Source organism: Mesorhizobium sp. BHscii, assembly GCF_053848065.1.
In genome coordinates this window covers 121,558-146,904 of record NZ_JBSPKW010000010.1, presented here as the reverse complement: position 1 = coordinate 146,904, position 25,347 = coordinate 121,558, and the positions used below count along the sequence as shown (strand labels likewise).

The following is a 25,347-nucleotide window of genomic DNA, read 5'->3' as shown; positions in this document are numbered from 1 at the left end:
CTGCAGCAGGATGTCGGCAAGTCGCGCCGCCACCGGGTCTGGCTCGGCCTCCCTTGCGATGCGGGAAGAGCGCCATCTCGGGCAGTGCGGGCAGCCCGGCGATCTGCGGCGTCATCACCCTGACAGTAGCCAGCACGAGTGGGGACAGCCACTGCACCTAATGGGCGGTGTAAGCTCCGTCCACCAGATGGTAGCTCCCAGTGATAAAGCTGGCCTGATCAGACAAGAGGAAGCACACAAGGGCCGCTACCTCTTCCGGTTTCCCGCGCCTGCCCATCGGCTGAAGACCTGCCATGCGCCGGCTGGCTAATACCTCCGTTTGCTCCGATAAAAGAGGCGTTTCGATCCAGCCGGGGCCGACGACATTGATCCGGATGCCCATCCTCGCATATTCAATCGCCGCAACCTTGGTCAATCCAACGACCCCGTGTTTCGCTGCCGTGTAGGCGGACGCCGTTGGCAAGCCGACGGAACCGAGAACGGAGGACATGTTCACGATGGCGCCTCCGCCTCGATCCAACATGGCTGCGATTTCGTACTTCATGCTGTAGAAAACGCCATTCAGATTGACGTTTATCAGCTTGTGCCAGTTGTCGAGCGGATAGTCTGCCGTTGCTTTTCGGATGCCGTCGATACCTGCATTGTTTACCGCCATATCCAGTCCGCCGCATTTCTGGACAGTGAATTCGATCAGCTTTTCGACGGCTGCCGCATCCGTGACATCGACCGCAAAGTCGTAGGCCCTGCCTCCTTGCGCGTTTATTTCGGCGGCCATGCAGCGCGCGGCCTCGGCATCAAGGTCGGCGACAACAACCTCGGCTCCTTCTTGCGCGAGTTGCCGTGAAACAGCCGCTCCTATTCCGGAGCCTGCACCGGTCACAATCGCGACTTTCCCATGGAAGTCAGCCTTCATCGTCTCTGTCCTATGCCCATTGTGACATAACCGAACAGAGGCAGACGGTTATCGCAAGAAGTTTCGCTCCAATTCGCTTGTCAATCCTGTGAATTCATTTTGCCACCACACAGCGAGACTTGGCCCGCAGGCCCTGGAATGGTAGAGACATGGGCGGGGTAGATTGACCAGTTTCCTAGCAGGTAAAAATGGAAAAACACCACATTGCGCGCCGCGGGCTCGTGCTGGGTAGTCTGGCTCTGATGGTCTCCGGATGTACGTCGACATTACGACAGGTGACGGAGCCGATTTCATCCGCGTTCGGACCAAGAAGTGGCCTCAGTCCTCGTTACCGACGGCAGCATGTGCGGTACGACGGAAACGAGCCGGCTGGAACGATCGTCGTCGATACGTCGCAACGTTTTCTCTATGCCGTCGAGGGCGACGGGTGGGCGACGCGCTACGGCGTCGGCGTCGGCGAGCAGGGACTTTCGTTCAAGGGTACAGCGACCGTCGCCCGCAAGGCGGACTGGCCGTCGTGGACACCCACCGCCAACATGATGAGGCGCAAGCCGCGCCTGGTGAAGTATGCAGGGGGGGTCCCTGGCGGACCAAACAACCCGCTTGGTGCGCGTGCCCTTTATCTCTATCGCAACGGGCGCGACACCCACTTCCGGATACATGGTACAAACGAGCCATGGACGATAGGCACAGCGGTATCGAACGGGTGCATCCGTTTGACGAATGACGACATCATCGACCTCTACGACCGTACTCCTTTGGGCACGACGGTGGTGGTCGTTTGATGGTGGCAGGCCTGATCTCCGTTGGATGGTGAGCCTTGCCGGCACGTCACCGCAAAGGTGCCGCCTGCAACCGGGCGCCGACTGTGTCATTTCTGCACTAGGCGTTGGTGTAGATCGCAGCTAACTTGGCGGGGCTGCATATAATTTTTATTTGTGGCGATTCTATAGGCTGTTCCGCCCCTGGGGAAAGGATTGCTTGATGAACAGAATGTTGATTGTAATGGTTGCCACCCTCGCCGTTACCAGCCTGAGCGGCTGCGCGAACGTGATCGGTAAAGGAAAGGGGAAGGCTCCTCCGCCGGAACCCGCTGCCGTAGAAGAGCCAGTGATTAAATAAGCACCGGCTTTCGGTGATTTGGGGAAGGGCCGCTGGGCCCTTCCCCATCGATATGCAGGGGCCAAGGCCGGATTCGCAGCCTACCTGCGGTTGGCGGGCATAGGCTGGCACTAGGTCTGCGGTCCTCGGAGTTGTGGATGAGATGACGCTTGTAAGTGGCCGTTCAACAATTGTGGCCCTGCTCGCGCTTGTCGCGGCGTCATGTCAGTCGCAGGACAACAAGCCCCAGCCGACTTTTGTGTCCAATGATCGGGCACTGAAAACCGCGGCGATGCCGGCGCGCGCGGCCCAGCGGCATTTCATCGAGTTCCGCTCCCGATACGCCCTTACCTACGGCCATTCCTACGTGATTTTTGGACGATTGAACCAGGCGGGACGGATGGTCAACCCCGAAGTCGCGGGGCTCGCTCCGAAGTCCGATGATCCCAATGTCTATGTTCTCGGCCATTTGGCGCCCGTGCCAGCCTCGACCGGGTGGACGGACGGCGACCTGGAAGATGCCTACCGGTCGGCAAGCTGGCGAGTTTTACTTACCGAAGCCGAATATAGGAAAGTCGTCGCGAGCATACGAAAGTTGCAGGCCAGTTCTCCGCTTTGGCACGCCTCGCTCTACAACTGCAACGCATTCGTAGCGGACATCGCCAGATCCATGGGGTATAAGACCCCCGGTACCTGGCTCCGGCCGCAACAATTCATAACCAGGCTTCGGGAGATGAACGGGGGTTGAAATGCGATTGGCAAAACCGCTTTCGCGTCTCATTGCCCGGTTAAGTCCGAAAGGAACGCGCTCTGAATGTCAATCGGTCGACAATTCGGACGGGTGACATCGTTGCGACAGCTTGTCGTGGTCCCAGATCGAGAAAAGGCTCCGGTGACCTGAAGTGACCATTGCTGTAGCCTCGCTTGGCGAGATCATATGGGTGATCGGCATCGTTGCTTGGTACGTGATCCGGTATCCCTTCGAGCGCCGGGCAAGGCGCGTTCGAATCGTAGCTGGCGGCCGCTCAAGTTCCGACACTGTCGGGCTTGCATCGGCTCTCCTTGGCCTCGCGATCCTGCCTGGCTTCTATGTCGCCACCGGCATCCCCGCAGCGGCTGACCATTCGGCCAGCGCGTGGTCCGTGGCGCTCGGAACCATCATCTTCTGCTCTGCGCTGTGGATTTTTCACATATCCCACAAGGAACTTGGCCGTAACTGGTCGATTACGCTCGAGATTCGCGAACGGCATGAACTGGTCAGCGCCGGGCCATACGCCTTGGTCCGTCACCCGATGTACACCTCGTTCCTGCTTATGGGGCTCGGCCAGGTCTTTCTGCTGCCGAACTGGGTTGCGGGCATATCGGGTTTGATTGGTTTCGCAGTCCTTTTCCTGCTGAGGGTGGATAAGGAAGAGCGTATGATGCTGGAGAATTTCGGCTCGCAATACCGTGCGTATATGGAAAAGACCAAGCGAATAGTCCCTTATCTTTACTAGAGGTCTTTTGATGCGAGGCCGAGCCCTCAAGCTTTCGGCGCCCCGGCGCCTCGTTGGCGATCTGATGAGGTTTTCGATCGGCGTGCCACGGGTCGCGGTGCAGCGTCAGATGAACCTCGGCCCACTCGTAAGGGCTAGAATGGCGCAGCAGACCAGGCCCTCATGGACCGCGATCTTCCTGAAGGGATACGCGCTTCTCGCCCAAGAGGTGCCGGAGCTGCGGCGCGCCTATGTCAAGTTGCCCTGGCCGCAGCTTTACGAGTATCCGGCAAGCGTAGCCTCGATTGCCCACGAGCGCGAATATAATGGCGAGCCGGCCGTTCTGCTGAGCTGCATCAAGTGCCCGGAGCGCTACTCTATCACGCAACTTGAGGAATCCATCCACGCGGCTCGATCACGGCCGATCCTGGAGGTCCCGGAGTTCCGGCGTGCCTTGCGGATGGCAGGTGCGCCCGCGCCAGTCAGGTGGCTGCTTATGTGGCTAGGGTTGAACATCGGCCGGCAACGGGCAAATTACTTCGGTACCTTCCAACTGTCCGTCTATTCTGGTCTCGGTGCGGAATCACTCAACCCGCTGACACCATTGACCACGCTTCTAAACTACGGTCCGATCGAAAAAGACGGATCGGTGAATGTCCGCATCCACTACGATCACCGGGTCATGGATGGAGCGAACGTCGCACGAGCACTGGAGAGATTCGAAAAGATTCTGAACGGCGCAGTCGCCGATGAAGTGCTGTTGCTTGCTCAAAGTGTTGCCGCTCCTGCAAGACAGAGGAACGCGACATGATTTCGCACTGTGAATTCCGGCCAGCCGTCGTCGTGATTGGCGGCTCGGGTGGAATTGGCCGGGCAATTGCGAGCGTCGCTGCACGGGAGCGCGGTGCGGTTGTGCTGGTTGCCCGCTCGCCCGAGGGTTTGGCCGCCGCGGCGTCCGAAGTTCGGAAGGGAGGTGGCGAGGCATTCACGCTCGAGTTGGATCTCGTGGCAGGCGATGCGCCAACGCGCCTGGAGGGCTTTCTGTCCGCACACGGCCTGGTCTGTGATGTCCTGGTCAACAGCGCCGGCTATGGCCTGCGGGGCGCGGCGACGGCGCTGCCTGTTGATGGTCAACTCGGCATCATCGATCTCAACATACATTCCCTCACAGAACTGACCCTCCATTTTCTGCCGGGAATGGTGGCGCGCCGACGGGGTGGGGTGCTCAATCTCAGTTCCGTCGCCGGGTTCGTTCCCGGGCCTTATATGGCTCTGTACTTCGCTAGCAAAGGTTTCGTGCGCTTCTTCTCAGAGGCGCTTCATCAGGAGTTGCGCCGAACCGGCGTGACGGTCACATGCGTGGCACCGGGCCCGGTGTCGACGGAGTTTCTCGCAAGGTCAGGCGCCTATCAGACGGTGCTCTTCAACATCTTGCCCAAGGTGGATCCGGAGTATGTGGCCGAGCGTGCGTGGCGAGGGTTCAAATCCGGTCGTCGCCTCGTCGTACCGGGAATCTCGGCCAAGTTGGCTGCCCTTGCGGCGGCGCTCCTGCCTTCCGCAGCGATGCTGCCCCTGGTCGCCCGGCTGCAACGCGGCGGCAATGATCCATGTCCTTGCGGCTCAGGTATGAAGTTCAAGAAATGCTGCGGTACCCGCCAGATTCAGCTACGCCGCGGGCCTCGAGGAATTATCCCCTGACCATCCTGGCGCATCATCCGCCGCCCGCAGTGGCGGGCCGCCGGCTGAAGATCAAATATGTCACGCAGGCCAAGACTCGCCCGCCAGGCTTCGTCGTGTCCCGGACGCGATGCCGCAATCTTATGTCCGCTATCTCTCGAACAGCCTGCGCGAAGCCTTCGACATGCCAGGTGTGCCGATCCGCATCGCCTTGCGCACCTCGGAAAATCCGTTCGCCGGCAAGGCGAAAAAACGTCGCTGAGCGCTGTCTCGTCCTCAAGCCACGTCCTTCAGCTTTCATGCCTCGCATTTCGGGCTTGTCGTCATCTGGTCGTGTCCGGCGTCTGGCTGGCTGCGGCTTATTGCGCGCTGATCGCCTGGCCGATCCTTCTTCGGCCCGAACATGGCCGCAAAAGCGCCTGACTTCAGATCGACAGGGGGATCGACAGGGAAAACACGATCCAACCTGTTAACGCCCCATCAAGGTTAATGCATCATTGTGCCTCTCCAGTGGGGTCAGTTGCGTTTCTGGAGAGTTCCGTGCATCGACGTGTTCTGAAGCGGCTTGTCGCTGTCGCCGGTGAGAAAAAACGTTCCTTTCTGTCTCCTCTGGTCATTGGACTTGGCATCTGGGTCGGCTTCCCCAATGTCATTGCCTACCAGGACATGACGAGCCTGATTTCCGGCCTCAAGGCGCCAAATGCCCGCTGGAACGCCTATGTCGAGAAATCCGTCGCCGGCTCGGTCCATGCCGCCGAAATGCCTTTCCTCGATTCCGACACCACCGGCTCGATCTCCGGTTCCGGCGTGCGGTTGCCCGGCGTCGGCGTCGTGTCGTTTCGCGGCAAGGGCAGCGTGGCCAGCACGACGCCCGACGAGGACCGCATCATGCGCGCCGACAAGAAGGGCCGCATCATCATCGTCTCGCCGGTCGCGCCGCCGAAGAACTTCAACGCCGGCTCGATTTTCGAGCGCACCTCCTCGCTGCTTCGCCCGAGCATGGACAGCGGCCTGAAGATGGCTTTCGCCAAGCCCGAGATCAAAGGCAAGGAAATCCAGATTGCCGCCGCGTTTCATAGGCGCGTCGACAAGAAGCCGGATCCTGGGGTGCCGGCCATGCTGGCCGCACTGGTCAACAACGACCGCCCCGACGTCCTGGCGACCGCGTACGCAGCGGCCGCGCCCGACTATGCGCAGGCTTCGCCCTTCGAGGCCTTGCTTAAGGACGAGAAGCCGAACGATGGCCGTTTCATTCCGCCGGTGGCCAAGGGCGATCATTCGTGGATGCAAACTCCGCTGCCGGCGAGCGTCTTCTCCAAGCCGGAACAGACTTGCCTCGCCAACGGCATCTATTTCGAGGCGCGCGGTGAATCCGTGCGCGGCCAAGCCGCGGTCGCCCAGGTCATCCTCAATCGCGTTCGCAATCCGGCCTATCCGAACTCGATCTGCGGCGTCGTCTATCAGAACGACAAATGGTTCAACCGTTGCCAGTTTTCCTTCGCTTGCGACGGCAGGAAGAAGCGCATCCAGAGCCCCTCCCACTACAAGACCGCCCAGGATATCGCCATGGCGGTCACTGCCGGCAAGATCTTCATCCCGGAAGTCGGATCGTCGACCCATTACTACGCCAACTACGTCAACCCGGGTTGGGCGCGAACGATGAAAAAAATGACCAAGATCGGCCTGCATATCTTTTACCGCACCTATGGCGGCGGCTGGAGCTGAGCGCTCCGGCAAGGCCCCGGGCGCGGCCGATCGAAGACCCGTCGCCGGAGGGATTCGGTCGCGGCACGCCAACGACGGCAGCGGGCACGATGTCGCACCCTGGCAAGCGGTTGATTTAAATAGGGAAAATACTTAAGGCTGAAGTCCCGCCCGTGGCTTGACGGGCGCGGACCCTCTAACTATGTTGCCGGCGACTTAAGAGCGGACGGACGGTGACGATCTGACCGGGCAAGGGGGTTGCGATGGCCGACAAGAACGGGCCAGACGGAACCGGAGAAACCGGCCGCGGCAAACAGCGTCAAGCCGACATCCGCGACGACGATCTTGAGCGCCGCCGGCGTGACCTTGAAGCATCGCTTGCGACAAGGCGGCCGGGCCGGCTCGAGGGGAAAGACGACGCGAAAGCGGGCAGTGCGGCCGGATATGGCCAGGCGCTCAAGCTATCCAGCGAGTTCATCGCCGGGATAGTGGTTGGCGCTGGTCTCGGCTGGATCATCGACCGTCTGGCGGGGACCTCGCCATGGGGCCTGATCGTTTTTTTGCTGCTGGGTTTTGGCGCCGGCGTTCTCAATGTCCTGCGCTCCGCGGGACTTATGGCGGAATTCGGACAGGGCGACAAAACCCGCGATCCGAAAGAATGAACTTGAGGCGCCGCTTGCCGGCGCAGTGAACAGGACACTAAAGCCGCGTGCGGCTTTGATGGGGATTTAAAGTGGCTGCTGACAAGGTCGATCCGATCCACCAGTTCCATATCAACAAGCTGATTCCGATCGAGATCGGCGGCTACGACCTGTCCTTCACCAATTCAGCGCTCTTCATGGTCGCGACCGTCGCCGTCGCATCGGCGTTCCTCTATCTCACCACCTCGAGCCGCAGCCTCGTTCCCACCCGTCTTCAGTCGGTCTCCGAAATGGCCTATGAATTCGTCGGCAACATGCTGAGGGACGCGGCCGGAACGCAAGGCATGAAGTTCTTCCCCTTGGTGTTTTCGCTGTTCATGTTCGTGCTCGTTGCAAATCTGCTCGGTCTTTTTCCGTATTTCTTCACCGTCACCAGCCACATCATCGTCACTTTCGGCCTTGCCGCGCTGGTGATCGGAACCGTCGTCGTCTACGGCTTCATGAAGCACGGCCTCGGTTTCCTGAAACTGTTCGTCCCTCATGGCGTGCCGATTTACCTGCTGCCGCTGGTGGTGCTGATCGAGGTGATTTCCTTCGTCTCGCGCCCGGTCAGCCTCTCGGTTCGTCTGTTTGCCAATATGCTGGCCGGCCACATCACGCTGAAGGTGTTCTCGGGCTTCGTGGTGAGCTTGAGCGCGCTTGGCACGCTCGGCGTTGCCGGATCGGTCCTGCCGCTGGCGATGGCCGTGGCGCTGACGGCGCTGGAATTGCTGGTCGCCTTCCTGCAGGCCTACGTCTTTGCCGTGCTGACCTGCATGTATTTGAACGACGCCCTGCATCCCGGGCACTGACCCAGGCTGGCCAAGAGTTTCCGGCATTGCTGCCGGATGGAATTGCAACGGAATTTTAGATCCAAAGGAGTTGAACAAATGGAAGCAGAAGCAGCAAAGTTCATCGGCGCCGGCATCGCATGCCTCGGCATGGGTGGCGCCGGTATTGGCCTCGGCAACATCTTCGGCAGCTATCTGGCGGGCGCGCTGCGCAACCCGTCGGCTGCGGATGGCCAGTTCGGCCGCCTGATCTTCGGCTTCGCCGTGACTGAAGCGCTGGGCATCTTCTCCCTTCTCATCGCGCTTCTGGCCCTGTTCGGCTGAGCCCCTGTTCGGCTAAGATTGGGAATTGGACGGGCCGGCCGCAATCGGCGGCAGGCCTGATATCAGGGGATAGTCCATGTTCGTGACATCTGCCTTTGCGCAAGAGTCCGCGCCCGCCGTCGAAGGCGGCCATACCGGCACGGAAGGCGATACGCATTCCGGGACCGGCGTGCCTGCCGAGGCGCACGGCGTGTTCCCGCCATTCGATCCGGCGACATTCCCGTCGCAGCTTCTGTGGCTGGCGATCACCTTCGGGCTGTTCTACCTCTTCCTGAAGAAGGTGGTGATGCCGCGTGTCGGCGGCATCATCGATGTCCGCAACGACCGCATCACCCAAGATCTCGATCATGCCGCCAGACTGAAGGGCGAGGCCGATGCCGCCGTTGCCGCTTATGAGCAGGAACTGGCGGAGGCCAAGGCCAAGGCCAATGCGATCGGTCAGCAGGCCAACGATTCCGCCAAGGCGGAAGTCGAAGCCGCCCGCAAGAAGGTCGAGGCAGCGCTTGACCAGAAGCTTGGGGAAGCCGAGGCTCGCATTTCGTCCATCAAGGCCAATGCCATGAAGGAAGTCGGCACGATCGCCGAGGACACTGCTTCGGCCATCGTCGAGGCGCTTGTCGGCGGCAAGGCCAGCAAGGCCGAGATCGCGGCAGCCGTCAAATCAGTGGCCCGGTGAGGAGCGCATCATGGACGCCACATCACTCGCGACGCTTTGGGCCACCGTTGCCCTCGTCATTTTCCTGGCCATTGCCGTCTACATCAAGGTGCCGAGGCTGATCGCCAAGGCGCTCGACGCCCGCGCCGACAAGATCAGCAACGAGCTTGAAGAAGCGCGCCGGCTGCGCGAGGAGGCCCAGCAATTGCTCGGTCAATACCAGCGCAAGCGCAAGGAAGCCGAGCAGGAGGCCGCCGACATCGTCGCCGCCGCCAAGCGCGAGGCCGACATGCTGGCTGCCGAGGCGCACAAGAAGACCGAGGACTATGTCGCCCGGCGCACCGCGCTTGCCGAACAGAAGATCGGTCAGGCCGAGCGCGAGGCGATCAGCGAGGTGCGCGCCAGCGCCGTCGATATCGCCGTCGAAGCCGCCCGCACGCTGCTCGCCGTCAAGATTGACGCAAAGGCCGGCGCCGACCTGTTCAAGGCCTCGCTTCAGGACGTGAAGTCCAAGCTGAATTAAGCGACCTCATCCAGAAGTCATCGAAAGCCGCCCGGGAAACCTGGCGGCTTTTTTGTTGGGCGACAGTGGAGATTGGCGAAAACGGTCGAGCGCACAATCTCCCCCCTTGAGGGGGAGATGTCGCCGAAGGCGACAGAGGGGGTCGCCTCAGCGTCGCGACGTCATATCGGATAACACGTCGGATGAAAGAGAAGGTCGGCGCTTCACGCGCGGCGACACCCGCTGGCCTGCCGGCCATCTTCCCCTCAAGGGAGGAGATTAGCCACCGCTTTCGCTAGTCCAGGCCGGAAAGGCTCTCTTCATCGAGCACTTCGGTTCCGCCAAGCCGGAACGGTGCGAAGGACGCGCGGTGCAGCCGCGCCACCGGTCCATGCATCTCGATTGCGGTGCGATGGCGGACCGTGGCGTAGCCCATGTGCAGTTCGAACCCGTAATGCGCGTGATGGCTGCCGCAGCCGCACATCATGCGGTCGCGCATCACCTTGGCGACGATCGAGGCGGCGGCGATCGACTGCGAGCGTTGATCGCCCTTGATCAGCGCTCTTCCTTCGCATGGCAGTCCGGGCGGCACGTCTCGGCCGTCGGCCAGGGCCAGCTTTGGCTGCACCGAGAGCCCGACCAGAGCGCGGCGCATCGCCTCGAGGCTGGCCTTGAGAATATTGCTGCCATCGATGCCTTCCGCGCTGACCGAGGCCATCGACACGCCAAGAGCGGAGCCGAGGATTTTCAGGAACAGCGCCTCGCGCTGCAGATGGCTGAGGCGCTTGGAATCGTCGAGACCATCGGGAATGTTGGCGGGATCGAGTACCACCGCTGCCGCGACGACTGGCCCGGCGAGCGGGCCGCGGCCGGCCTCGTCCATTCCCGCCACCGGCCACAGGCCTTCGGCCATTGCCTTCGTCTCGAAGGAGAAATCGGGTCTCTCGACGATTTCGAAGAGAAGCGGAGAATCAGAACGCGCGCGAGCCATGTTGCGGCGAGGTTCGCATCGGCTCCGATTCTCCGCAAGCCCCTCCGGGTCGGTGAGGCACCGGACCCGGAGGGCACCGTCTGCAAGCCCGGGGACAGGACAGGCCGGACGGGATTTTTCCATGTGCCGCCGGCAGCTGCGGCACATGATGTCTTCAAAGCAGCATCAGTTGCTCGGTTGCCTTGGCCGCAGCGACGAACTGGTCGGTCCTGAGCGACCGCCGCTCGGCATTGAGGCCAAGCCGTTTGGCGGCGATCTCGAAGCGCCGGCCGATCTGCCAGGCATACGGGCCAGAGCCTTTCATGCGCTTGCCCCATTCCGAATCGTAATCCTTGCCGTCGCGCATCGAGCGGATCAGCGACATCACGTGACGGTAGCGGTCGGGATAATGGCGCAGCAGCCAATCCTTGAAGATCGGCGCGACCTCCAGCGGTAGCCGCAGCAGGACGTAGCCCGCCTCACGCGCGCCCGCCGCGTAGGCCGAATCGAGGATGCGCTCCATCTCCTGGTCTGTGAGGCCAGGGACGATCGGTGCGACCATGACAGAGGCCGGAATGCCGGCATCCGAAAGCTGCCTGATCGCCTCCAGCCGCTTGCTCGGCGTCGAGGCGCGGGGTTCCATGGTGCGCGCCAGCATGCGGTCGAGCGTCGTCACCGACAGCGCCACCTTGGCCAGTCCGCGCTCGGCCATGCGCGACAGGATGTCGATGTCGCGCGTCACCAGCGCGGATTTGGTGACGATGCCGACCGGGTGGCCGCGCGCCTCCAGCACTTCGAGGATCTCGCGCATGATCCGGTACTGCTTCTCGATGGGCTGGTAGGGATCGGTGTTGGTGCCGATCGCGATGGTGCGCGGCTGGTAGCCGTCCTTCGACAGTTCCTTGTCGAGCATACGCGCCGCATCCGGCTTGGCGAACAGCTTCGATTCGAAATCCAGCCCCGGCGACAGGCCCATGAAGGCATGCGTAGGCCTGGCGAAACAGTAGACGCAGCCATGTTCGCAGCCACGATAGGGGTTGATCGAGCGGTCGAAGGAAATATCGGGTGATTCGTTGCGGGTGATGATGGTGCGCGGCTTCTCGACCTGCACCTCCGTCTTGAACGGCGGCAACTCCTCCAGCGAATTCCAGCCGTCGTCGAAGACATGCCGGCTGACCGGCTCGAACCGCCCGGACGGATTGATGCCCGCGGAACGGCCGCGATTGCGCTCCGGACGCACGCGCATCCCGCTCTGTTCGATCATCGCATTGGCCATCTCGGCTCTTCCTGCTCCGAAGGCTGCAATGTCGGCACGCACGATCTGTTCCATTTTCGCCCTCTCCCAGGGACTGTCGGCTGGCTGTCGAATCGCTCTGTTCATGAAATTATTCCTATTTCGTCTACTAGAACAAATCAAGAACAATTTTATGATGCGACGCAAAAACTGGCGCTGCGCCCGGCTTTCCGCTATTCGGCTAACGATGCTCAGCGTTCTCATCCAGACCCTGAATGACGAGGAAAGACTTGCCCGCACGCTCGCCTCGCTGATCGGCGGCGCGGTCGAGGGCGTGGTGCGCGATGTCATCGTCTGCGACACCGGCTCGACCGACCAGACCCACCGCGTTGCCGAACATGCCGGTTGCCTCTATGTGGCGAGCGGTGGCATTGCTGCCGGCATCAGGCAGGCCAAGGGCGACTGGCTGCTGCTGCTGGAGCCGGGCGCACGGCTGGCGGAGGGCTGGATCGACGAGGTCGTCGCCCACACCGCCAGGCAAACCATGCCGGCGCGGTTCTCGCGGGCGCGCGGCAGCCGCGTGCCGTTCCTGTCGCGGGTTTTTTCGGGAAACCGGGCACTGGCCGAAGGGCTGGTGATCAGCAAGCGTCAGGCCGCGGCCATGTCGAAAAACGCCCGCAGCGCCGAAGCCATCGCGCGCGGCCTCGCGACCAAGAGGCTCGACGCCGAGATCTGGGTGGCGCCGGTGAAGTGAAGGGCGTCCCTCTCCGGTAAGCGGGCGAGGGAAGAGCGCGTCCTCCGCTGGGATGAGGCGGCGCTCAAGCCGTGGGCGGAAAGCGGTTTGGTGGAAGCCGTATTGGCGCGACACTCTGCGAGGAATGCATATGCTTGTCGTCCTGCGGGAAACTCGCGATACTCGGCGGCGTCTAGGGGAGATTGCAGATGAATGTATCTCAATTCGTTCGTATCGCCGTACTCGGAGCCGCTTGGTCAGTGCCGGCGGTCGCGGTGGCGCAGGAATCGTCCCTTTGGTCGGTTTATGAGAACACGCTCAAATCGGCCAAGTACATCGATCTGACCCATGCCTTCGAGCCGGTGCAGCCCGTATGGCCGGGCTTCGCCAATGCCAAGTTCAAACCGACTGTCGCCGGCAAGGATATCGAGGGCTACGTCAAGGCCGGCGAAGAGTTCACCTACGACAAGCATGGGTTCGTCGCGAGCGCCTACGAGTTGACGACGGACCAGTATGGCACGCAGCTCGATCCGCCCTCCCACTGGAACCCACTCGGTGCAACGATCAGCGACCTGCCGGCCACTTATGCCGTGCGGCCGCTCGTCGTGATCGACATCAGCGGCAAGGTGCAAACTGACGAAGGCTATCACCTCCAGGTCGCCGACATCGAAGAATGGGAAAAGGAGCACGGCCGCATACCGGAGGGTTCGGTCGTCTTCGTGCGTTCGGATTGGCACAAGAGATGGTCCGATGCCGCCCGCTTCAACCAGAAGCCGTTTCCAGGCGTCAGTTTGAACGCGCTGAAGTTTCTGCATCTGGAGCGGAAGATTCTGTTTCATGGTCATGAGCCGCTCGACACCGACACCACGCCCAATCTCGAAGGCGAACATTGGCTGCTTCACAACGATTTCACGCAGGCAGAAGGCGTTGCAAATCTCGATAAGGTGCCAGAGGCCGGGGCGTTGGTCACAATCGGCTTTGCCAAGCCGCTCGGCGGGTCAGGCGGATATGCGCGCTACATCGCTATTGCACCCGCCGACTGGACGGAGGGCGTTTCGGTCACCGAAGCGCCTGGTGTGCCGCTTTCCCGGCAAACCGCACCGCTCAAGCGCGACGAGAACGGCGTCTTCCGTCCGACGCCCTGATCACTGGCGATGTCAGTCGGGAGGCCGAGCCATGGCGCGTTCATTCCGCGCGATTTGTCGCGCAAGTCGGGACAAAAGGTCCAGACTACCAACCCCTCCGGCGCTCGCGAAAACGTGACTGTCCCGACGATAGCCATCAGGATTGCTAGCGTTATCGTGGCATGAGCGCCAGTCCTGCCACGGGAGGCAGTCATGCTCCGCCTATCTGCTGCCGTTCTGCTGACCCTGGCTTTCTGGCCGTTCGCCGCGTCGGCCCAGGAAGGGCCGCCGCCATCGAGATGCGTTGCGATCGCCGAAGCGCTGCCGTCGGCCACCTATGCCAGCTTCACAGCGCCAAAGGCGCAGACGCCTCTGCTGGCCGAGGCTTTCGTCGACGGCGACGTTACGATCACCTATGCCGGCCATTCGACCTACATCATCGAGACGCCCGCCGGCGTCAGGATCGCCACCGACTTTTCCGGCGTCTACGGCGCTGACCCGCTGCCGCGCGTGGTGACCATGAACAGGGCCCACCGCACCCATTATTCGGACCATCCGGATCCCGCCATCGAATATGTGCTGCGCGGTTGGAATCCGGACGGCGGTCCGGCGCGCCACGCCGTTGTCGTGGACGATGTCTACATCCGCAACGTGCCCACGGATATCCGCAATGGCGGCGATCTCGGCAAGGACGGCAATTCCATATTCATTTTCGAAGTGGCGGGACTCTGCATCGGCCATCTCGGCCATCTGCACCACCGGCTGGAGGATGCGCATTACGGCGCCATCGGCCGGCTCGATATCCTTATGGTGCCTATCGACGGCGGCATGACGCTGTCGCTTGACCGGATGACCGAAATCACCGCGCGGCTCTATTCCTCGATGATCCTGCCGATGCATCGCCATGCCACCGCGATCAGCGAATTCACAGGCAGGATGGGCGACGATTTCGCGGTGGAATTCCTCTCCGGCCGGTCGCTGACGGTTTCGCTGAAGACCTTGCCCGACCGGCCGACGATCATCATTCTCGACGGGGTTTGATCGCTTCGTCGCGATCTTCTCCGCCGCGCGCGGCCTCTTGGTTCCACGTCGCTCGAAACACTCGCTGTCGCGAAATCAACGAGCCTTAATGCTCTGTCAAGCTTGCCGGAAAGTTTGCGACAGCTCCTTTCATTGTGCATTGCACAAAATCTGACCGGGGGTTACCATTCCTATGATGCGGGCGGATCGGTTATGGGTAACGCCTGAGCGGTGAGCGGCCGACGCTTCGTCGACGCTGCCCTCATAGCTGAGGATCCTGATGGCCCTTTCAAGCCCTGACAAATCCGGTGCTGCAAGCCTCGAGTCGATCGCTCGAAACGGCAGCCTGCTGCGCCGCATTGCCGTGCGGATTCCAACCTATCTGTCGGATCTTCGCGAGAATCCGGCATGGCTGCCGATGTTCATGCTGGCGCGCACCATGCCGGGGCGGCGGTTGCATTGGCGTGGCGCAAAACCGGTTCGACCGGCACAAAAAGCTGAGGAGACGATGTTCACCGGCGTCGATCGTGATGCCGTGGTCGGCGCGCTCCGCTCGGACGGCCTCTTTTCCGGGCTTGCCCTGCCGTCGTCGGTCCACCAGGAGATCGCCAGCTTTGCGCAGCGCACGCCTTGCTTCGGCAATTTCGACCGACGGCTGGAGTTCCTGCCGGCCGAGCACGCCGACGCCGAGAAGCACTTCGGCCGTCCCTTGCTCAGCGGCCACTTTTTCGAGCGGGTTCTCGACTGCAATGCTGCGCTTACCGTGCAGCGCGATCCGCTGCTTCTCGACATCGCCGCCCATTATCTCGGCAGCCAGGCGAAGCTGATCACCACGCGCGTCTGGTGGAGCTTTCCGACGAGCTCCGTCTCAGACGCCGAGAAGAACCTGGCGTCGCTTGGCAAATACCACTTCGATCTCGACGATTGGCGGATGCTGAAATTCTTCTTCTATCTCAATCCGGTCGATTCCGAGACTGGTCCGCATGTCTATGTCCGCGGCAGCCACAACCGCCGCGCCCTCAAGCACCAATTGACGCTCCTCGTCGGCCATCCCGCGGAAGAGGTTCTGAACGTCTACGGCGCGCAGAGCCCGATTACGCTGACCGGCGAGGCAGGTTTGGGCTTTGTCGAGGATCCCTTCGGCTTCCACATGGGCACAGTGCCGACGCGCAAGCCGCGGCTGATGATGGAAGTCGGCTTCGGCGTTTCGCCGCCCTCGCGCCGGCGGTTCCACGGCGAGCCGGTTATTCGCTGATTTTTGGCCCCGAAACAGCCTTGGGAGCTTGGCCTAACTTGTCTTGGTGCCGCCGCGCCGCAGATGTTCGTCCAGGCGCGGCATGATCTCGACGAAGTTGCAGGGCATGTGCCGGTAGTCGAGCTGCGGCTTCAAAATACCGTCCCAGGCGTCCTTGCAGGCGCCGGGCGAACCCGGCAGCACGAAAACGAAGGTCGCGTTGACGACGCCGCCGGTCGCCCGACTCTGGATCGTCGAAGTGCCGATCTTGTCGTAGGAAATGCGGTGGAACACTTCGGAAAAGCCGTCCATGCGCTTTTCGAAGATCGGCTCCAGCGCCTCCGGCGTCACATCGCGACCGGTAAAGCCGGTGCCGCCGGTGGTGATGACGACATCGATCGCTTGGTCCCTCGACCAGCCCAGAACCTTGTCTCGAATTTTCTCGCGGTCGTCGGTGACGATGTCGCGGGCGGCGAGTAAATGGCCGGTCTCCACGATGCGGTCGGCCAGCGTCTGGCCGGATTTGTCGTCGGCGAGGCTGCGTGTATCGGAAACGGTCAGCACCGCGATGCGCACGGGAATGAAGGAACGGCTCTCGTCAATCCTGGCCATGCGTGTCAGCCTCAGATGTCATGGTTCGCGTCGCGGCGACGAACCAGTCGGGATGGCGGCTGCGGATATCGACGGCCGCGCGCTTGGCGACATTGCCAGTCTCAAACAGCCCGAAGCAGGTCGCGCCGGAACCCGACATCCGGGTGAACCCCGCTCCAGCCTTGTTGAGCACCGAAAGCGCCTTGCCGATGGCGGGTTGGATTGCCCGCGCCGCGGGCTCGAGATCGTTGCGCGTAATCTCCAGCCAGTTGCGGATGCTGTGGAAGTCGAGGTCGCGCGGCAGCGGCGGCAGGCCCTCATTGTGGCGATCAGAAAGGGCATTGAACACTTCGGCCGTGGAGACGGCGGTGCCGGGATTGACGAGGACCAGCCCGAGTGCCGGAAAGCCCGGCACGGTCGACAACTCTTCGCCAATGCCGAGCGCGATCAGCGGCTTTGCCGCAAGGCACATGGGAACGTCGGCGCCCAGCGAGAGGCCGATCCGCGCCAGTTCGGAGTCGTCGAGATCCAGCCTCCATATCTCAGCGAGCCCGCGCAACACCGTTGCGGCGTCGCTCGATCCGCCGCCGACGCCGGATGCGACCGGCAGGTTCTTTTCGAGCCTGATGGCGACCGGCGGCGTTTGCGCCGGACCGGCCTGCTTTCGCAGCGCGTCGCGCGCTTTGACGGCTAGGTTGCTGTCGTCGAGCGGGACCGCGGAGACGTATCGGCCCGACGCGGAAAACCCGTCGCTGTCGGCAAGTTCGATCTCGATCCTGTCGCCGAAGCGCGTGAACACCGCCAGGCTCTCGATCATGTGATAGCCGTCGCCGCGCCTGCCGGTGACGTGCAGCGCGAGATTTATCTTGGCGTGCGCATGCCACGCCCGGACAGTGATGCCGGAATCCACGGGGTCGGTCGCGAGGGGGATGATGTCAGTCCTTGGCCAGCCGGTATTCGCCGGTCTTCGGGTCCTTGACCAACGTGCCCATTGTGCCGTTGGTAGCCTGCTTTTCGGTGCGCCGTATCTTGGCCGTCACGCGCTCGGCTTCCCTGACGAAGGAGCGATAGCCGAAATAGGCGAGCAGGCCGACTGTGATGAAGAAAATGATCTGTAGCATGTCAAACTCCCCCCTCACAAGGCCGACTGCGGCGGCCGGTCGGGTCGGTCAAGCTTTCAAGCTAAACGCTTTTACCGGCTTTTCAAAGCCCGAAGCGCGCCCATAATGCGCGCTCTTCCGCCGCATCGATCACGCTGCTTGCGGCAGCCGCGGCGATCTCGGGCGCCGAAAAACCCGCTCTGCTCGAGCCGAACCAGCCGAACCGGCCGAACAGGCCGCGCGGCGCCGTGATCAGTTTGAGCTGGGTCTTTGGCCCGAAACGGGTCTTCAGCACGCTGCGCATATCGCCGAGCGCATCGACAAGGCCGAGCTCCAGCCCCTTTTTACCGGTCCAGAACAGGCCGGTGAACAGGTCCGGGTCGTCCTTGAGCTTAGGGCCGCGCCGGTCCTTGACGAGATCGATGAAGGTCTCGTGGACATCGAGCTGCAGCGCCTTCAGCCGTTCGATATCTTCCTTCTTCTCGGGCTTGAACGGATCGAGCACCGCCTTGTTCTGGCCGGCAGTATGGACGCGGCGCTCGACGCCGATCTTCTTCAACAGCTCCGGAAAGCCGAACGAGGCCGACACCACGCCGATCGAACCGACGATGGAGGACGGATCGGCAAAGATCTCGTCGCCGGCGATCGCTATCATGTAGCCGCCCGAAGCCGCCACGTCCTCGACGAAGACCAGAACCTTTTTGTTCTTCTCGGTCGCCAGATCGCGGATGCGTCTGAAGATCAGCCGCGACTGCACTGGCGAGCCGCCTGGCGAATTGATCGAAATGGCGACCACGGGCGCATCGAAGGAAAACGCCTTCTCGATAGGGCCGGCAGTGGACGCGAGCGACAGGCTCGGCCGGAACTGGCCGCCGCCGGGCATGATCGTACCGTGCAGCCGGATAACAGGAATAACGACGATGTCGGAGCGCCAGGATTTCGGCAGCAGGCGGTTTAGGAAGCGTTTCACGGGGTCTCCGGTCAATTGGCTTGAAGGCATGTAGGGATTCGCCGGCCAACGGCAATGCCCGCGCCGCTTGCTGGTAGAAAAGGCTCAGTCGCCGAACAGCGAAGCCAGCCCGTTATTGATCATCTCGGTCCGCTCCGTTGGTCCGTCGCCCGATTGCGCATGCAGCATCAGCGGCGGGCAGATCGACAGTTTTCCGCGTGAGCCGAGTATTGCCCTTACGACGATGCGGATCGCCGCTGCTTCGGGGCGAGGGTGGACGGCCAGCATCTCGGCGTCGCCGAAGCGGCCTGATATCGCATCGAGGATGGCGCCGAGCTGATCGGGCCTGGCAATCACGGCAAGACCGCCGCGCGGCCTGACCACGGCAGCCGCACTTCGGATCCAGCTGTCGAACAGCCGATCCTCCATGACATGCGCCGCCTTCCTGAGCGGGTCGGGCGTGGCGCGATCCTCGGCGGCGTTGAAGGGCGGGTTCATGATGACGAAATCGAAGGAGTTGTCGGCAAGCCCAGTGGCTGTTCGCGCTTGGCCCGACAGCGCAACGTCCGCGGCGAGCACCGAGGCGCGATCGTTGAGATGCGCATTGCCGGGATGGGCAAGCGTCGTTGCGGCGAAGGCTGCCATTTCCGGAGACCGTTCGATGAGCACGGCCTCGGCATCAGGACAGCGCGACAGCACGGCCAGGCCTGCGGCGCCAGCGCCCGCGCCGAAATCGGCAAGGCGCCCGGCGAAGGAGGACGGCACGGCAGCGGCCAGCATCATGGCGTCCATGCCGGCGCGATGGCCGGCTTGTTTCGGCTGCACCAGCCAGAACCGCCCGCGATGGAAGGCATCGACCGTATGGGCCGGCGTGTCCTGGAGAAGGGTGGCGCGCACCGCGGACATTATGTCTGGCGGATCTCGTTGGCGATGCCGGCATCCGTCAGGATGCGCCGCGCCGCATCGGCCTGGTCGGCGTCGACCAGGATGCGCCTGGGCAGGATGCCGATCGAACCGTCGAGCACGCTCATGTTCTGGTCGGCGACGAAACAGCCGATGCCGGCATCGCGCATCAGCGATTCGACAAAGGAAATGATCACGGCATCGTTGGTGCGGATAAGCTCTATCATCGGGCGAAACTCGCAGGTTGCAGCGTTTATGTAAATGTGGGTGGCTCCGGACGCCAGCCTCGACCGCGCCAATTCGCCTCTTGCCGTGCCCTTGGGTACCGCCCTAGAGTCTGCCGCGGGATCGGGGTGCCGTCGTGCGCGTGACTTCTGGACGGGAGTGTTTGTGGTGGGTGTCGTTCTCAACATCGAAAACGGGAAGCGCGAAGCCGCCTCCATAAAGGATCTCATCGACCTGACGTCGACCGATATGGGGCGTGTCAACAAATTGATCCTGTCGAAGGCCGGTTCCGACGTCGAGATGATCCCGGAGATTGCCAACCACCTGATCTCTTCCGGTGGCAAGCGGCTGAGGCCGATGCTGACGCTCGCCTCGGCCCAGATGTTCGGCTATTCCGGCGAGGGCCACGTCAAGCTCGCTACATCAGTCGAGTTCATGCACACCGCCACGCTCCTCCACGACGATGTCGTCGACGAGAGCGGCATGCGGCGCGGCAAGAAGACCGCCCGTATGATCTGGGGCAACCAGGCGAGCGTGCTGGTCGGCGATTTCCTGCTTGGCCAGGCTTTCCGCATGATGGTCGATGTCGGTTCGCTGGAAGCGCTCGACATCCTGTCCAGCGCCGCCTCGATCATTGCTGAGGGCGAGGTGATGCAGCTCGCCGCCGCCAAGAACCTCGAAACCACGGAGGATGAGCATTTCGCGGTGATCAAGGCCAAGACCGCGGCCCTGTTCTCGGCCGCCGCCGAGGTCGGTCCAGTCATCGCCCAGGCGACGCGCAACGATCGCGCGGCGCTGCGCTCCTACGGCATGAATCTCGGCCTTGCCTTCCAGCTGATCGACGATGCGCTGGATTATGGCGGCACCAGCAAGGATCTGGGCAAGAATGTCGGCGACGACTTTCGCGAAGGCAAGGTGACGCTGCCGGTGATCCTCGCCTACCGGCGCGGCACCAAGGCGGAACGCTCCTTCTGGAAGCGCGCCATCGAGGACAATGTCACCGACGACACCGGGCTGGAGAAGGCGATCGGATTGATGACCCGCCACGGCGCGATCGCCGACACGATCGGGCGCGCCGGCCATTTCGGCGAGATCGCCCGCGACGCGCTGGCGCCGCTCGAAGCGACGCCGCAGAAATCGGCGCTGATCGACGTCATCGATTTCTGCATCAGCCGGGTGAACTGAGAGGCATCGCCGATATCTGGCCGGCACGGCGTCCGCACGTCATTTTGGTTTCCCCGGAAGGACCATTGCAGCGAGCAGGCTGAAAACGATGCCTGCCGCAGCGAGCCAGAAGGCGACCTGGATGCCGTCGGCGACAGCGATCTTCAAGGCATCACCTGTCAATCCGCCGACATTGCGGTTGGCAATCGCGATCAACACCGCCATGCCGATCGCATTGCCGACATTGAGCATGGTGGAGGCCATCCCCGACGCGACACCCTGCTCGTCATGGGAAACACCCGAAGCGGCGGCGATCCACATCGCGGTCCAGACGATGCCTTGTCCGACTCCGGAGATGATCAGGCCGGGTACGAGGGATAGATAGCTGCTGTCGGCGTTTGCACCTGATACCATCAAGGCCGTCCCGATCGCGCCGATGACCATGCCGCCAACCAGCGTGGCGCGCGTCGAAAAACGCGTTGCCAGACGTTCGCCGACCTGCGTGCCGGCCGCGATGGCGACTGATGGCACCAGGAACGCCAGGCCGGCCTGCAAGGCGGTGAAGCCATGCACGTTCTGTAAAAGCACGGTGAGGAAGTAGGGCAGGGCACCGAAAGTCCCCATGAAGAGGAAGGTGATCGTCATGCCGGCGACGAGGCTGCGGTTGTGGAACAGGCGCAGCGGCATCAGCGGGTCGGCGCTCCTTGCCTCTATCGCTGCGAAGGCGATCAGGAAGAATGCCGCCAGTGCAGCGCTGAAGACGATGGCGGCCGACCCCCAGCCATATTCGGGCCCCTGAACCAGCGTGAAGACAAGCAGGGTCGCACCGGCAGTGACGGTTAGCGCGCCCGGCAGATCGAAGCTGCGATGTTCATGCCGCTTGCCGTCACGCGGAATGATGGCGAAAGCCGCGATGATGGCGATCCCAGCCAAAAGCACGTTGACATAGAAGACGGATGGCCAGCCGAACGCGCTGGTGAGGAGCCCTCCCGCCAGCGAGCCGAGCGTCAGGCCACTCGCTCCGGCGCCGCCCCAGACCGCAAGCGCTCGGTTGCGTTCCGGCCCCTCGGCAAACAGGCGATTGATCAGTGAGAGCGTGGCCGGGAACAGGAACGCGGCGCCGATGCCTTGCACCGCACGGGCCGCGATGATGATTTCCGGCGACCAGGCGAAGCCGCCGACCAGGGACGAAAGCGCATAGAGCCAGAGCGCGAAGATAAAGATCCGGCGCTGGCCGATCAGGTCGGCGGCGCGGCCGCCGAACAGCAGGAAGCCGCCGGTGAATACGGTGTAGGCGCTGACCACCCATTGCAGGGTCTGGCCCGAAAAGCCTAGCCCCGCGCCGATTTCCGGCAACGCCACGAAGACGATGTTGAGGTCGAGTGCGATGATAAGCTGCGCGAAGGCGAGCAATGCCAGCGTGGCGCCGCGCTTCGCGCCGACTCCTCCTGTTGCCGCGGCGCCGAACGGTGCGCCTTGATCGAGTGAACTCATGTCAATCTCCATGCTGATGATTCTTTATCGATCGACAAAGAATTAAGTTTGCAATCCGAAGTCAAGCGGATTATTTGTTGATTGATAAAAAATGGAGGCCGCAATGGCGGGAAGGCCAAGGGAGTTCGATCGGGACCAGGCGCTCGAGAAGGCCCGCGACGCCTTCTGGACGCGCGGCTATGAGGGCACCTCGATGGCCGATCTCGTGTCGGCGCTTGGTCTGGCCTCGCCGCGTATCTATGCCGCCTTCGGCTCGAAGGAGAACCTGTTTCGGGAAGCTGTCGTTCTTTACGAAACCAGGGAAGGAAGCTTCGCCACTCGGGCGCTTGCCGAGGAGCCGACCGCTCGGCGGTTTGTCGAGCGGTTGCTGCGCGATGCAATCGAAGTCTATACTAGGCCGGATTTGCCGCGGGGCTGCATGGTAGTCTCGGCGGCGACCAACTGTGCCGTTGAAAATGATGGTGTGCTGCGCTGGCTGGCTGAGCGTCGCCGGGCGCGCAATACACTGATTGTCGAACGCCTGAGAAAGGGCATTCGGGACGGGGAACTCAAACCGGACACGGACCCGGAGGTCCTGGGTGATTACTACACCACGGTTCTGTTTGGTCTCTCGGTGCAGGCACGCGACGGTGTGCCTAAAGAGCGGCTGCACGCTCTGATTACCTTGGCGATGCGGTCGCTGGAGGCAAGACCTTCGGGGAAACCGTGAATTTCACGCATCCTGGATGGGCCGGCCTGTGCAGCGCGTTCAAGCGGATATGGGGATACCTGTATACAGAAATCCGGCCTGCCGCAGAAATCTTCAACGAAGCGCGCTGGACGGTCGCAGTTGGCGCTCCTAGCGTGGTTTTTGATCGCATGACCCGATTGTGAATTCGGCCGGGTTGAAGCATGACCCCAAAAAGGCCATGCTTTGCCTGGAAAAAGATCGAGTCTACGGCGATCCCGCTGACGTGGGCATGGCTTTGACTGAAAGGGATACGATGCAGCAAGGATGTGCGCGCTGGCTGACAGGGCTGGCAATTGTGACGGGCATGGCGATCTCCGGTTTGCCTGCCTATGCCAAAGAGACCACCGAGCCAGTCAATATCACGTCGTTCTCGGGCGCCTATCTTGCCGCGCGGGTCGCCGAAGGCGACAATGATCTCGACAGCGCCATCGCCTACTACAAGCAGGCGCTCGCCTTCGCTCCCGGTGATACCTCGTTGCAGCAAAGCCTGATGCTGTCGCTGATCGCGCAAGGGCGCTTCGAAGAATCGCTGGTCTATGCCGACAAGCTCAAGACGGTTCCCGACGTCGAGCGGTTCTCGCGCCTGGCGCTGGCCGTCGGTTCCTTTCACAAAAAGGATTTCACCAAGGCCGAGTACTGGCTCAAGCTTTCGCTCGAATCCGACCTCGACCGGCTGATCTCCGGCGTTATGACCGGCTGGGCCAAGCAGGGCGCCGGCGACCCCAGCGAGGCCATGTCCTCCATCGACAGGCTGCAGGGTCCGGACTGGTTCGGCCTCTTCAAATCCTTCCATCGCGCGCTGATCGCCGATGCGTCGGGCCTGCCCGAAAAGGCGGACGCGATCTACGCCGCCACCTTGCAGGACACCGCGACCGGTAGCGCGGCGCCCGAAACCTGGATGCGGAATGCGCAGGCCTATGCCTCCTTCCTTGCCCGCAAGGGCGACAAGGACAAGGCGCTGTCCGTGCTCGATCAGGCCGAGGCATTTGCACCCGGCAAGGTTGAGATATCAGCGCTTCGCGACAGGATCACCAAGGGCGAGAAGGTCGAACCCTTCGTTGCCGGCCCGTCCGACGGCGCCTCGGAAATACTGCTCGATCTCGCCACCGCGCTCAATCGCGGTGGCGGCGAGCCGTTCGTCCGCCTCTATCTGCAATATGCCCTGGCACTGCGGCCCGACAGCGACGCGGCCCTTGTCCAACTCGCCGCCGTTTCCGAGCAGTTGAAGGACGGCGAAGGCGCCATCGCCTTCTATCGCCGCATCCCGGCCAGTTCGCCGCTGAAGCCGCTTTCGGAACTGCAGCTCGGCCTCAACCTTGCCGATCTCGACCGCTATGAGGAGGCCATCGCCCATCTGAAGGCCCTCGTCGAAGCGCATCCCGACGACATGCGCGCCTATCAGGCGCTCGGTGGCGTCTATGCCTCGAAGGAGGATTTCCGCTCCGCGGCCGGTCTCTATGACAAGGCGGTAGCGATGCTGAAGACCCCGACCCGCGCCGACTGGAACATTTTCTACCAGCGCGGCATCGCCTATGAGCGGCTGAAGGAGTGGCCGAAGGCCGAGCCGAATTTCCGCAAGGCGCTGGAATTGTTCCCCGACCAGCCGCAGGTTCTGAACTATCTCGGCTATTCCTGGGTGGACATGAACATCAACCTCGAGGAAGGCCTTCAGATGATCCAGAAGGCCGTCGACCTCAGGCCGAGCGACGGCTACATCGTCGATTCGCTGGGCTGGGCCTATTTCCGCCTGGGCAGGTTTGAAGACGCTGTGCGCGAAATGGAGCGTGCCGTGTCGCTGAAGCCGGAAGATCCGGTGCTGAACGATCACCTCGGCGATGCCTATTGGCGCGTCGGCCGCAGGCTGGAAGCCACCTTCCAGTGGAACCAGGCCCGCGACCTGAAGCCGGATCCCGACGTGCTCGCCGCGTTACAGCAGAAACTGCTGAAGGGCCTGCCGCCGATCGAATCCAACACGGCGCAGGAAACCCCGAAGGTCAAGCCCGAACCGGCGCCCGCGCCGAAGGGCTGACCCTTCGCCTTGACGCTTGGCGGGC

29 protein-coding genes and 1 pseudogene are annotated in these 25,347 nt (G+C 62.4%); 20 read left to right on the top strand and 10 right to left on the bottom strand.

The window, feature by feature from the left end; genetic code table 11:
• Positions 1–157: 157 nt before the first annotated feature.
• On the bottom strand, positions 158–913 hold the full coding sequence (locus ACWTU7_RS16155) for an SDR family NAD(P)-dependent oxidoreductase (protein WP_455839074.1): 756 nt from the start codon (positions 911–913) through the stop codon (positions 158–160).
• Positions 914–1,101: 188 nt separating this feature from the next.
• Between ACWTU7_RS16155 and ACWTU7_RS16150 the strand changes: the two genes are divergently transcribed.
• The 13 genes and pseudogenes from ACWTU7_RS16150 to ACWTU7_RS16090 all read left to right on the top strand — a co-directional run bounded on the left by ACWTU7_RS16150 (position 1,102) and on the right by ACWTU7_RS16090 (position 9,843).
• Positions 1,102–1,698: a L,D-transpeptidase gene (locus ACWTU7_RS16150; protein WP_455839075.1), complete on the top strand. Its 597-nt coding sequence runs from the start codon at positions 1,102–1,104 to the stop codon at positions 1,696–1,698.
• Between the two features lie 199 nt (positions 1,699–1,897).
• Entirely contained in the window at positions 1,898–2,035 is a 138-nt protein-coding gene (locus ACWTU7_RS16145) for an ABC transporter (RefSeq protein ID WP_084831507.1), read from the top strand.
• Between the two features lie 142 nt (positions 2,036–2,177).
• Positions 2,178–2,762 (top strand): hypothetical protein, encoded by a 585-nt coding sequence (locus ACWTU7_RS16140; protein WP_455839076.1) that lies wholly within the window; start codon positions 2,178–2,180, stop codon positions 2,760–2,762.
• 160 nt (positions 2,763–2,922) lie between these two features.
• Positions 2,923–3,510: a protein-S-isoprenylcysteine O-methyltransferase gene (locus ACWTU7_RS16135; protein WP_455839166.1), complete on the top strand. Its 588-nt coding sequence runs from the start codon at positions 2,923–2,925 to the stop codon at positions 3,508–3,510.
• 10 nt (positions 3,511–3,520) lie between these two features.
• Positions 3,521–4,300, top strand: coding sequence for a hypothetical protein (locus ACWTU7_RS16130; protein WP_455839077.1), 780 nt, complete (start codon positions 3,521–3,523; stop codon positions 4,298–4,300).
• Positions 4,297–5,187 carry an SDR family NAD(P)-dependent oxidoreductase gene (locus ACWTU7_RS16125; RefSeq protein ID WP_455839078.1) on the top strand — a complete coding sequence of 297 codons (891 nt, stop codon included), beginning with the start codon at positions 4,297–4,299 and terminating at the stop codon, positions 5,185–5,187. Before ACWTU7_RS16130 ends, ACWTU7_RS16125 begins: the two co-directional genes overlap by 4 nt.
• Before the next feature lie 2 nt (positions 5,188–5,189).
• A pseudogene (locus ACWTU7_RS16120) lies at positions 5,190–5,428 on the top strand (ribosome biogenesis GTPase Der); the annotation flags it as partial.
• A 278-nt stretch (positions 5,429–5,706) separates the two neighbouring features.
• A complete protein-coding gene (locus tag ACWTU7_RS16115) occupies positions 5,707–6,891 on the top strand; it encodes a cell wall hydrolase (RefSeq protein ID WP_029355507.1) in 1,185 nt (394 codons plus the stop codon).
• A gap of 242 nt (positions 6,892–7,133) precedes the next feature.
• Entirely contained in the window at positions 7,134–7,532 is a 399-nt protein-coding gene (locus tag ACWTU7_RS16110; protein WP_455839079.1) for an AtpZ/AtpI family protein, read from the top strand.
• 71 nt (positions 7,533–7,603) lie between these two features.
• Complete coding sequence (locus ACWTU7_RS16105; RefSeq protein ID WP_029355511.1) at positions 7,604–8,362, top strand: F0F1 ATP synthase subunit A; 759 nt, start codon at positions 7,604–7,606, stop codon at positions 8,360–8,362.
• A 78-nt stretch (positions 8,363–8,440) separates the two neighbouring features.
• On the top strand, positions 8,441–8,665 hold the full coding sequence (locus ACWTU7_RS16100) for a F0F1 ATP synthase subunit C (protein WP_023799397.1): 225 nt from the start codon (positions 8,441–8,443) through the stop codon (positions 8,663–8,665).
• A gap of 76 nt (positions 8,666–8,741) precedes the next feature.
• Positions 8,742–9,341 (top strand): F0F1 ATP synthase subunit B, encoded by a 600-nt coding sequence (locus tag ACWTU7_RS16095; protein ID WP_287336425.1) that lies wholly within the window; start codon positions 8,742–8,744, stop codon positions 9,339–9,341.
• Positions 9,342–9,351: 10 nt separating this feature from the next.
• Positions 9,352–9,843 carry a F0F1 ATP synthase subunit B gene (locus ACWTU7_RS16090; RefSeq protein ID WP_029355518.1) on the top strand — a complete coding sequence of 164 codons (492 nt, stop codon included), beginning with the start codon at positions 9,352–9,354 and terminating at the stop codon, positions 9,841–9,843.
• Positions 9,844–10,117: 274 nt separating this feature from the next.
• Here ACWTU7_RS16090 and ACWTU7_RS16085 read toward each other — a convergent pair whose 3' ends face one another.
• Both ACWTU7_RS16085 and ACWTU7_RS16080 read right to left on the bottom strand, forming a co-directional pair.
• Complete coding sequence (locus ACWTU7_RS16085) at positions 10,118–10,813, bottom strand: ribonuclease HII (protein WP_029355520.1); 696 nt, start codon at positions 10,811–10,813, stop codon at positions 10,118–10,120.
• A gap of 154 nt (positions 10,814–10,967) precedes the next feature.
• Positions 10,968–12,122 (bottom strand): PA0069 family radical SAM protein, encoded by a 1,155-nt coding sequence (locus ACWTU7_RS16080; protein ID WP_029355521.1) that lies wholly within the window; start codon positions 12,120–12,122, stop codon positions 10,968–10,970.
• 151 nt (positions 12,123–12,273) lie between these two features.
• On the opposite strand from ACWTU7_RS16080, the gene ACWTU7_RS16075 reads away from it, so the two are divergent.
• From ACWTU7_RS16075 to ACWTU7_RS16060, 4 genes are all read left to right on the top strand, one after another.
• Entirely contained in the window at positions 12,274–12,780 is a 507-nt protein-coding gene (locus tag ACWTU7_RS16075; RefSeq protein ID WP_065006297.1) for a glycosyltransferase, read from the top strand.
• A gap of 188 nt (positions 12,781–12,968) precedes the next feature.
• Positions 12,969–13,904: a cyclase family protein gene (locus ACWTU7_RS16070; RefSeq protein WP_455839080.1), complete on the top strand. Its 936-nt coding sequence runs from the start codon at positions 12,969–12,971 to the stop codon at positions 13,902–13,904.
• A 192-nt stretch (positions 13,905–14,096) separates the two neighbouring features.
• On the top strand, positions 14,097–14,924 hold the full coding sequence (locus ACWTU7_RS16065; RefSeq protein ID WP_455839081.1) for an MBL fold metallo-hydrolase: 828 nt from the start codon (positions 14,097–14,099) through the stop codon (positions 14,922–14,924).
• 259 nt (positions 14,925–15,183) lie between these two features.
• The gene (locus ACWTU7_RS16060; RefSeq protein WP_455839082.1) at positions 15,184–16,158 is read left to right on the top strand and encodes a hypothetical protein; all 975 of its coding nucleotides are present in this window, start codon (positions 15,184–15,186) and stop codon (positions 16,156–16,158) included.
• 33 nt (positions 16,159–16,191) lie between these two features.
• On the opposite strand, the gene moaB is transcribed toward ACWTU7_RS16060, so the two are convergent.
• From moaB to ACWTU7_RS16030, 6 genes are all read right to left on the bottom strand, one after another.
• Positions 16,192–16,749 (bottom strand): molybdenum cofactor biosynthesis protein B, encoded by a 558-nt coding sequence (moaB, locus tag ACWTU7_RS16055; RefSeq protein ID WP_287336417.1) that lies wholly within the window; start codon positions 16,747–16,749, stop codon positions 16,192–16,194.
• Positions 16,736–17,638: a 4-(cytidine 5'-diphospho)-2-C-methyl-D-erythritol kinase gene (locus ACWTU7_RS16050; RefSeq protein ID WP_455839083.1), complete on the bottom strand. Its 903-nt coding sequence runs from the start codon at positions 17,636–17,638 to the stop codon at positions 16,736–16,738. Before ACWTU7_RS16050 ends, moaB begins: the two co-directional genes overlap by 14 nt.
• Positions 17,639–17,663: 25 nt before the next feature.
• Positions 17,664–17,849: a membrane protein gene (locus ACWTU7_RS16045; protein ID WP_029355534.1), complete on the bottom strand. Its 186-nt coding sequence runs from the start codon at positions 17,847–17,849 to the stop codon at positions 17,664–17,666.
• Between the two features lie 82 nt (positions 17,850–17,931).
• Entirely contained in the window at positions 17,932–18,798 is an 867-nt protein-coding gene (locus ACWTU7_RS16040; protein WP_065006299.1) for a S49 family peptidase, read from the bottom strand.
• Between the two features lie 84 nt (positions 18,799–18,882).
• A complete protein-coding gene (locus tag ACWTU7_RS16035) occupies positions 18,883–19,683 on the bottom strand; it encodes a tRNA1(Val) (adenine(37)-N6)-methyltransferase (protein WP_455839084.1) in 801 nt (266 codons plus the stop codon).
• Positions 19,683–19,907: a putative signal transducing protein gene (locus ACWTU7_RS16030; RefSeq protein ID WP_029355541.1), complete on the bottom strand. Its 225-nt coding sequence runs from the start codon at positions 19,905–19,907 to the stop codon at positions 19,683–19,685. The genes ACWTU7_RS16035 and ACWTU7_RS16030 overlap by 1 nt, the downstream gene beginning before the upstream one ends.
• 166 nt (positions 19,908–20,073) lie before the next feature.
• Between ACWTU7_RS16030 and ACWTU7_RS16025 the strand changes: the two genes are divergently transcribed.
• A complete protein-coding gene (locus ACWTU7_RS16025; protein WP_029355543.1) occupies positions 20,074–21,090 on the top strand; it encodes a polyprenyl synthetase family protein in 1,017 nt (338 codons plus the stop codon).
• Positions 21,091–21,129: 39 nt separating this feature from the next.
• On the opposite strand, the gene ACWTU7_RS16020 is transcribed toward ACWTU7_RS16025, so the two are convergent.
• Positions 21,130–22,563: an MFS transporter gene (locus ACWTU7_RS16020; protein ID WP_455839085.1), complete on the bottom strand. Its 1,434-nt coding sequence runs from the start codon at positions 22,561–22,563 to the stop codon at positions 21,130–21,132.
• A gap of 103 nt (positions 22,564–22,666) precedes the next feature.
• On the opposite strand from ACWTU7_RS16020, the gene ACWTU7_RS16015 reads away from it, so the two are divergent.
• Both ACWTU7_RS16015 and ACWTU7_RS16010 read left to right on the top strand, forming a co-directional pair.
• Positions 22,667–23,272 (top strand): TetR/AcrR family transcriptional regulator, encoded by a 606-nt coding sequence (locus ACWTU7_RS16015; protein WP_455839086.1) that lies wholly within the window; start codon positions 22,667–22,669, stop codon positions 23,270–23,272.
• Positions 23,273–23,546: 274 nt separating this feature from the next.
• On the top strand, positions 23,547–25,322 hold the full coding sequence (locus ACWTU7_RS16010; protein ID WP_455839167.1) for a tetratricopeptide repeat protein: 1,776 nt from the start codon (positions 23,547–23,549) through the stop codon (positions 25,320–25,322).
• The last annotated feature ends 25 nt before the right edge of the window (positions 25,323–25,347 follow it).

Coding starts and splice junctions, on each gene's coding strand:
- ACWTU7_RS16070 (WP_455839080.1), top strand. CDS start 12,969: ATGAATGTATCTCAATTCGTTCGTATCGCCGTACTCGGAGCCGCTTGG.
- ACWTU7_RS16140 (WP_455839076.1), top strand. CDS start 2,178: ATGACGCTTGTAAGTGGCCGTTCAACAATTGTGGCCCTGCTCGCGCTT.
- ACWTU7_RS16100 (WP_023799397.1), top strand. CDS start 8,441: ATGGAAGCAGAAGCAGCAAAGTTCATCGGCGCCGGCATCGCATGCCTC.
- ACWTU7_RS16065 (WP_455839081.1), top strand. CDS start 14,097: ATGCTCCGCCTATCTGCTGCCGTTCTGCTGACCCTGGCTTTCTGGCCG.
- ACWTU7_RS16130 (WP_455839077.1), top strand. CDS start 3,521: ATGCGAGGCCGAGCCCTCAAGCTTTCGGCGCCCCGGCGCCTCGTTGGC.
- moaB (WP_287336417.1), bottom strand. CDS start 16,749: ATGGCCAGGATTGACGAGAGCCGTTCCTTCATTCCCGTGCGCATCGCG.
- ACWTU7_RS16095 (WP_287336425.1), top strand. CDS start 8,742: ATGTTCGTGACATCTGCCTTTGCGCAAGAGTCCGCGCCCGCCGTCGAA.
- ACWTU7_RS16020 (WP_455839085.1), bottom strand. CDS start 22,563: ATGAGTTCACTCGATCAAGGCGCACCGTTCGGCGCCGCGGCAACAGGA.
- ACWTU7_RS16125 (WP_455839078.1), top strand. CDS start 4,297: ATGATTTCGCACTGTGAATTCCGGCCAGCCGTCGTCGTGATTGGCGGC.
- ACWTU7_RS16150 (WP_455839075.1), top strand. CDS start 1,102: ATGGAAAAACACCACATTGCGCGCCGCGGGCTCGTGCTGGGTAGTCTG.
- ACWTU7_RS16110 (WP_455839079.1), top strand. CDS start 7,134: ATGGCCGACAAGAACGGGCCAGACGGAACCGGAGAAACCGGCCGCGGC.
- ACWTU7_RS16080 (WP_029355521.1), bottom strand. CDS start 12,122: ATGGAACAGATCGTGCGTGCCGACATTGCAGCCTTCGGAGCAGGAAGA.
- ACWTU7_RS16015 (WP_455839086.1), top strand. CDS start 22,667: ATGGCGGGAAGGCCAAGGGAGTTCGATCGGGACCAGGCGCTCGAGAAG.
- ACWTU7_RS16075 (WP_065006297.1), top strand. CDS start 12,274: ATGCTCAGCGTTCTCATCCAGACCCTGAATGACGAGGAAAGACTTGCC.
- ACWTU7_RS16090 (WP_029355518.1), top strand. CDS start 9,352: ATGGACGCCACATCACTCGCGACGCTTTGGGCCACCGTTGCCCTCGTC.
- ACWTU7_RS16155 (WP_455839074.1), bottom strand. CDS start 913: ATGAAGGCTGACTTCCATGGGAAAGTCGCGATTGTGACCGGTGCAGGC.
- ACWTU7_RS16010 (WP_455839167.1), top strand. CDS start 23,547: ATGCAGCAAGGATGTGCGCGCTGGCTGACAGGGCTGGCAATTGTGACG.
- ACWTU7_RS16035 (WP_455839084.1), bottom strand. CDS start 19,683: ATGTCCGCGGTGCGCGCCACCCTTCTCCAGGACACGCCGGCCCATACG.
- ACWTU7_RS16060 (WP_455839082.1), top strand. CDS start 15,184: ATGGCCCTTTCAAGCCCTGACAAATCCGGTGCTGCAAGCCTCGAGTCG.
- ACWTU7_RS16085 (WP_029355520.1), bottom strand. CDS start 10,813: ATGGCTCGCGCGCGTTCTGATTCTCCGCTTCTCTTCGAAATCGTCGAG.
- ACWTU7_RS16030 (WP_029355541.1), bottom strand. CDS start 19,907: ATGATAGAGCTTATCCGCACCAACGATGCCGTGATCATTTCCTTTGTC.
- ACWTU7_RS16045 (WP_029355534.1), bottom strand. CDS start 17,849: ATGCTACAGATCATTTTCTTCATCACAGTCGGCCTGCTCGCCTATTTC.
- ACWTU7_RS16145 (WP_084831507.1), top strand. CDS start 1,898: ATGAACAGAATGTTGATTGTAATGGTTGCCACCCTCGCCGTTACCAGC.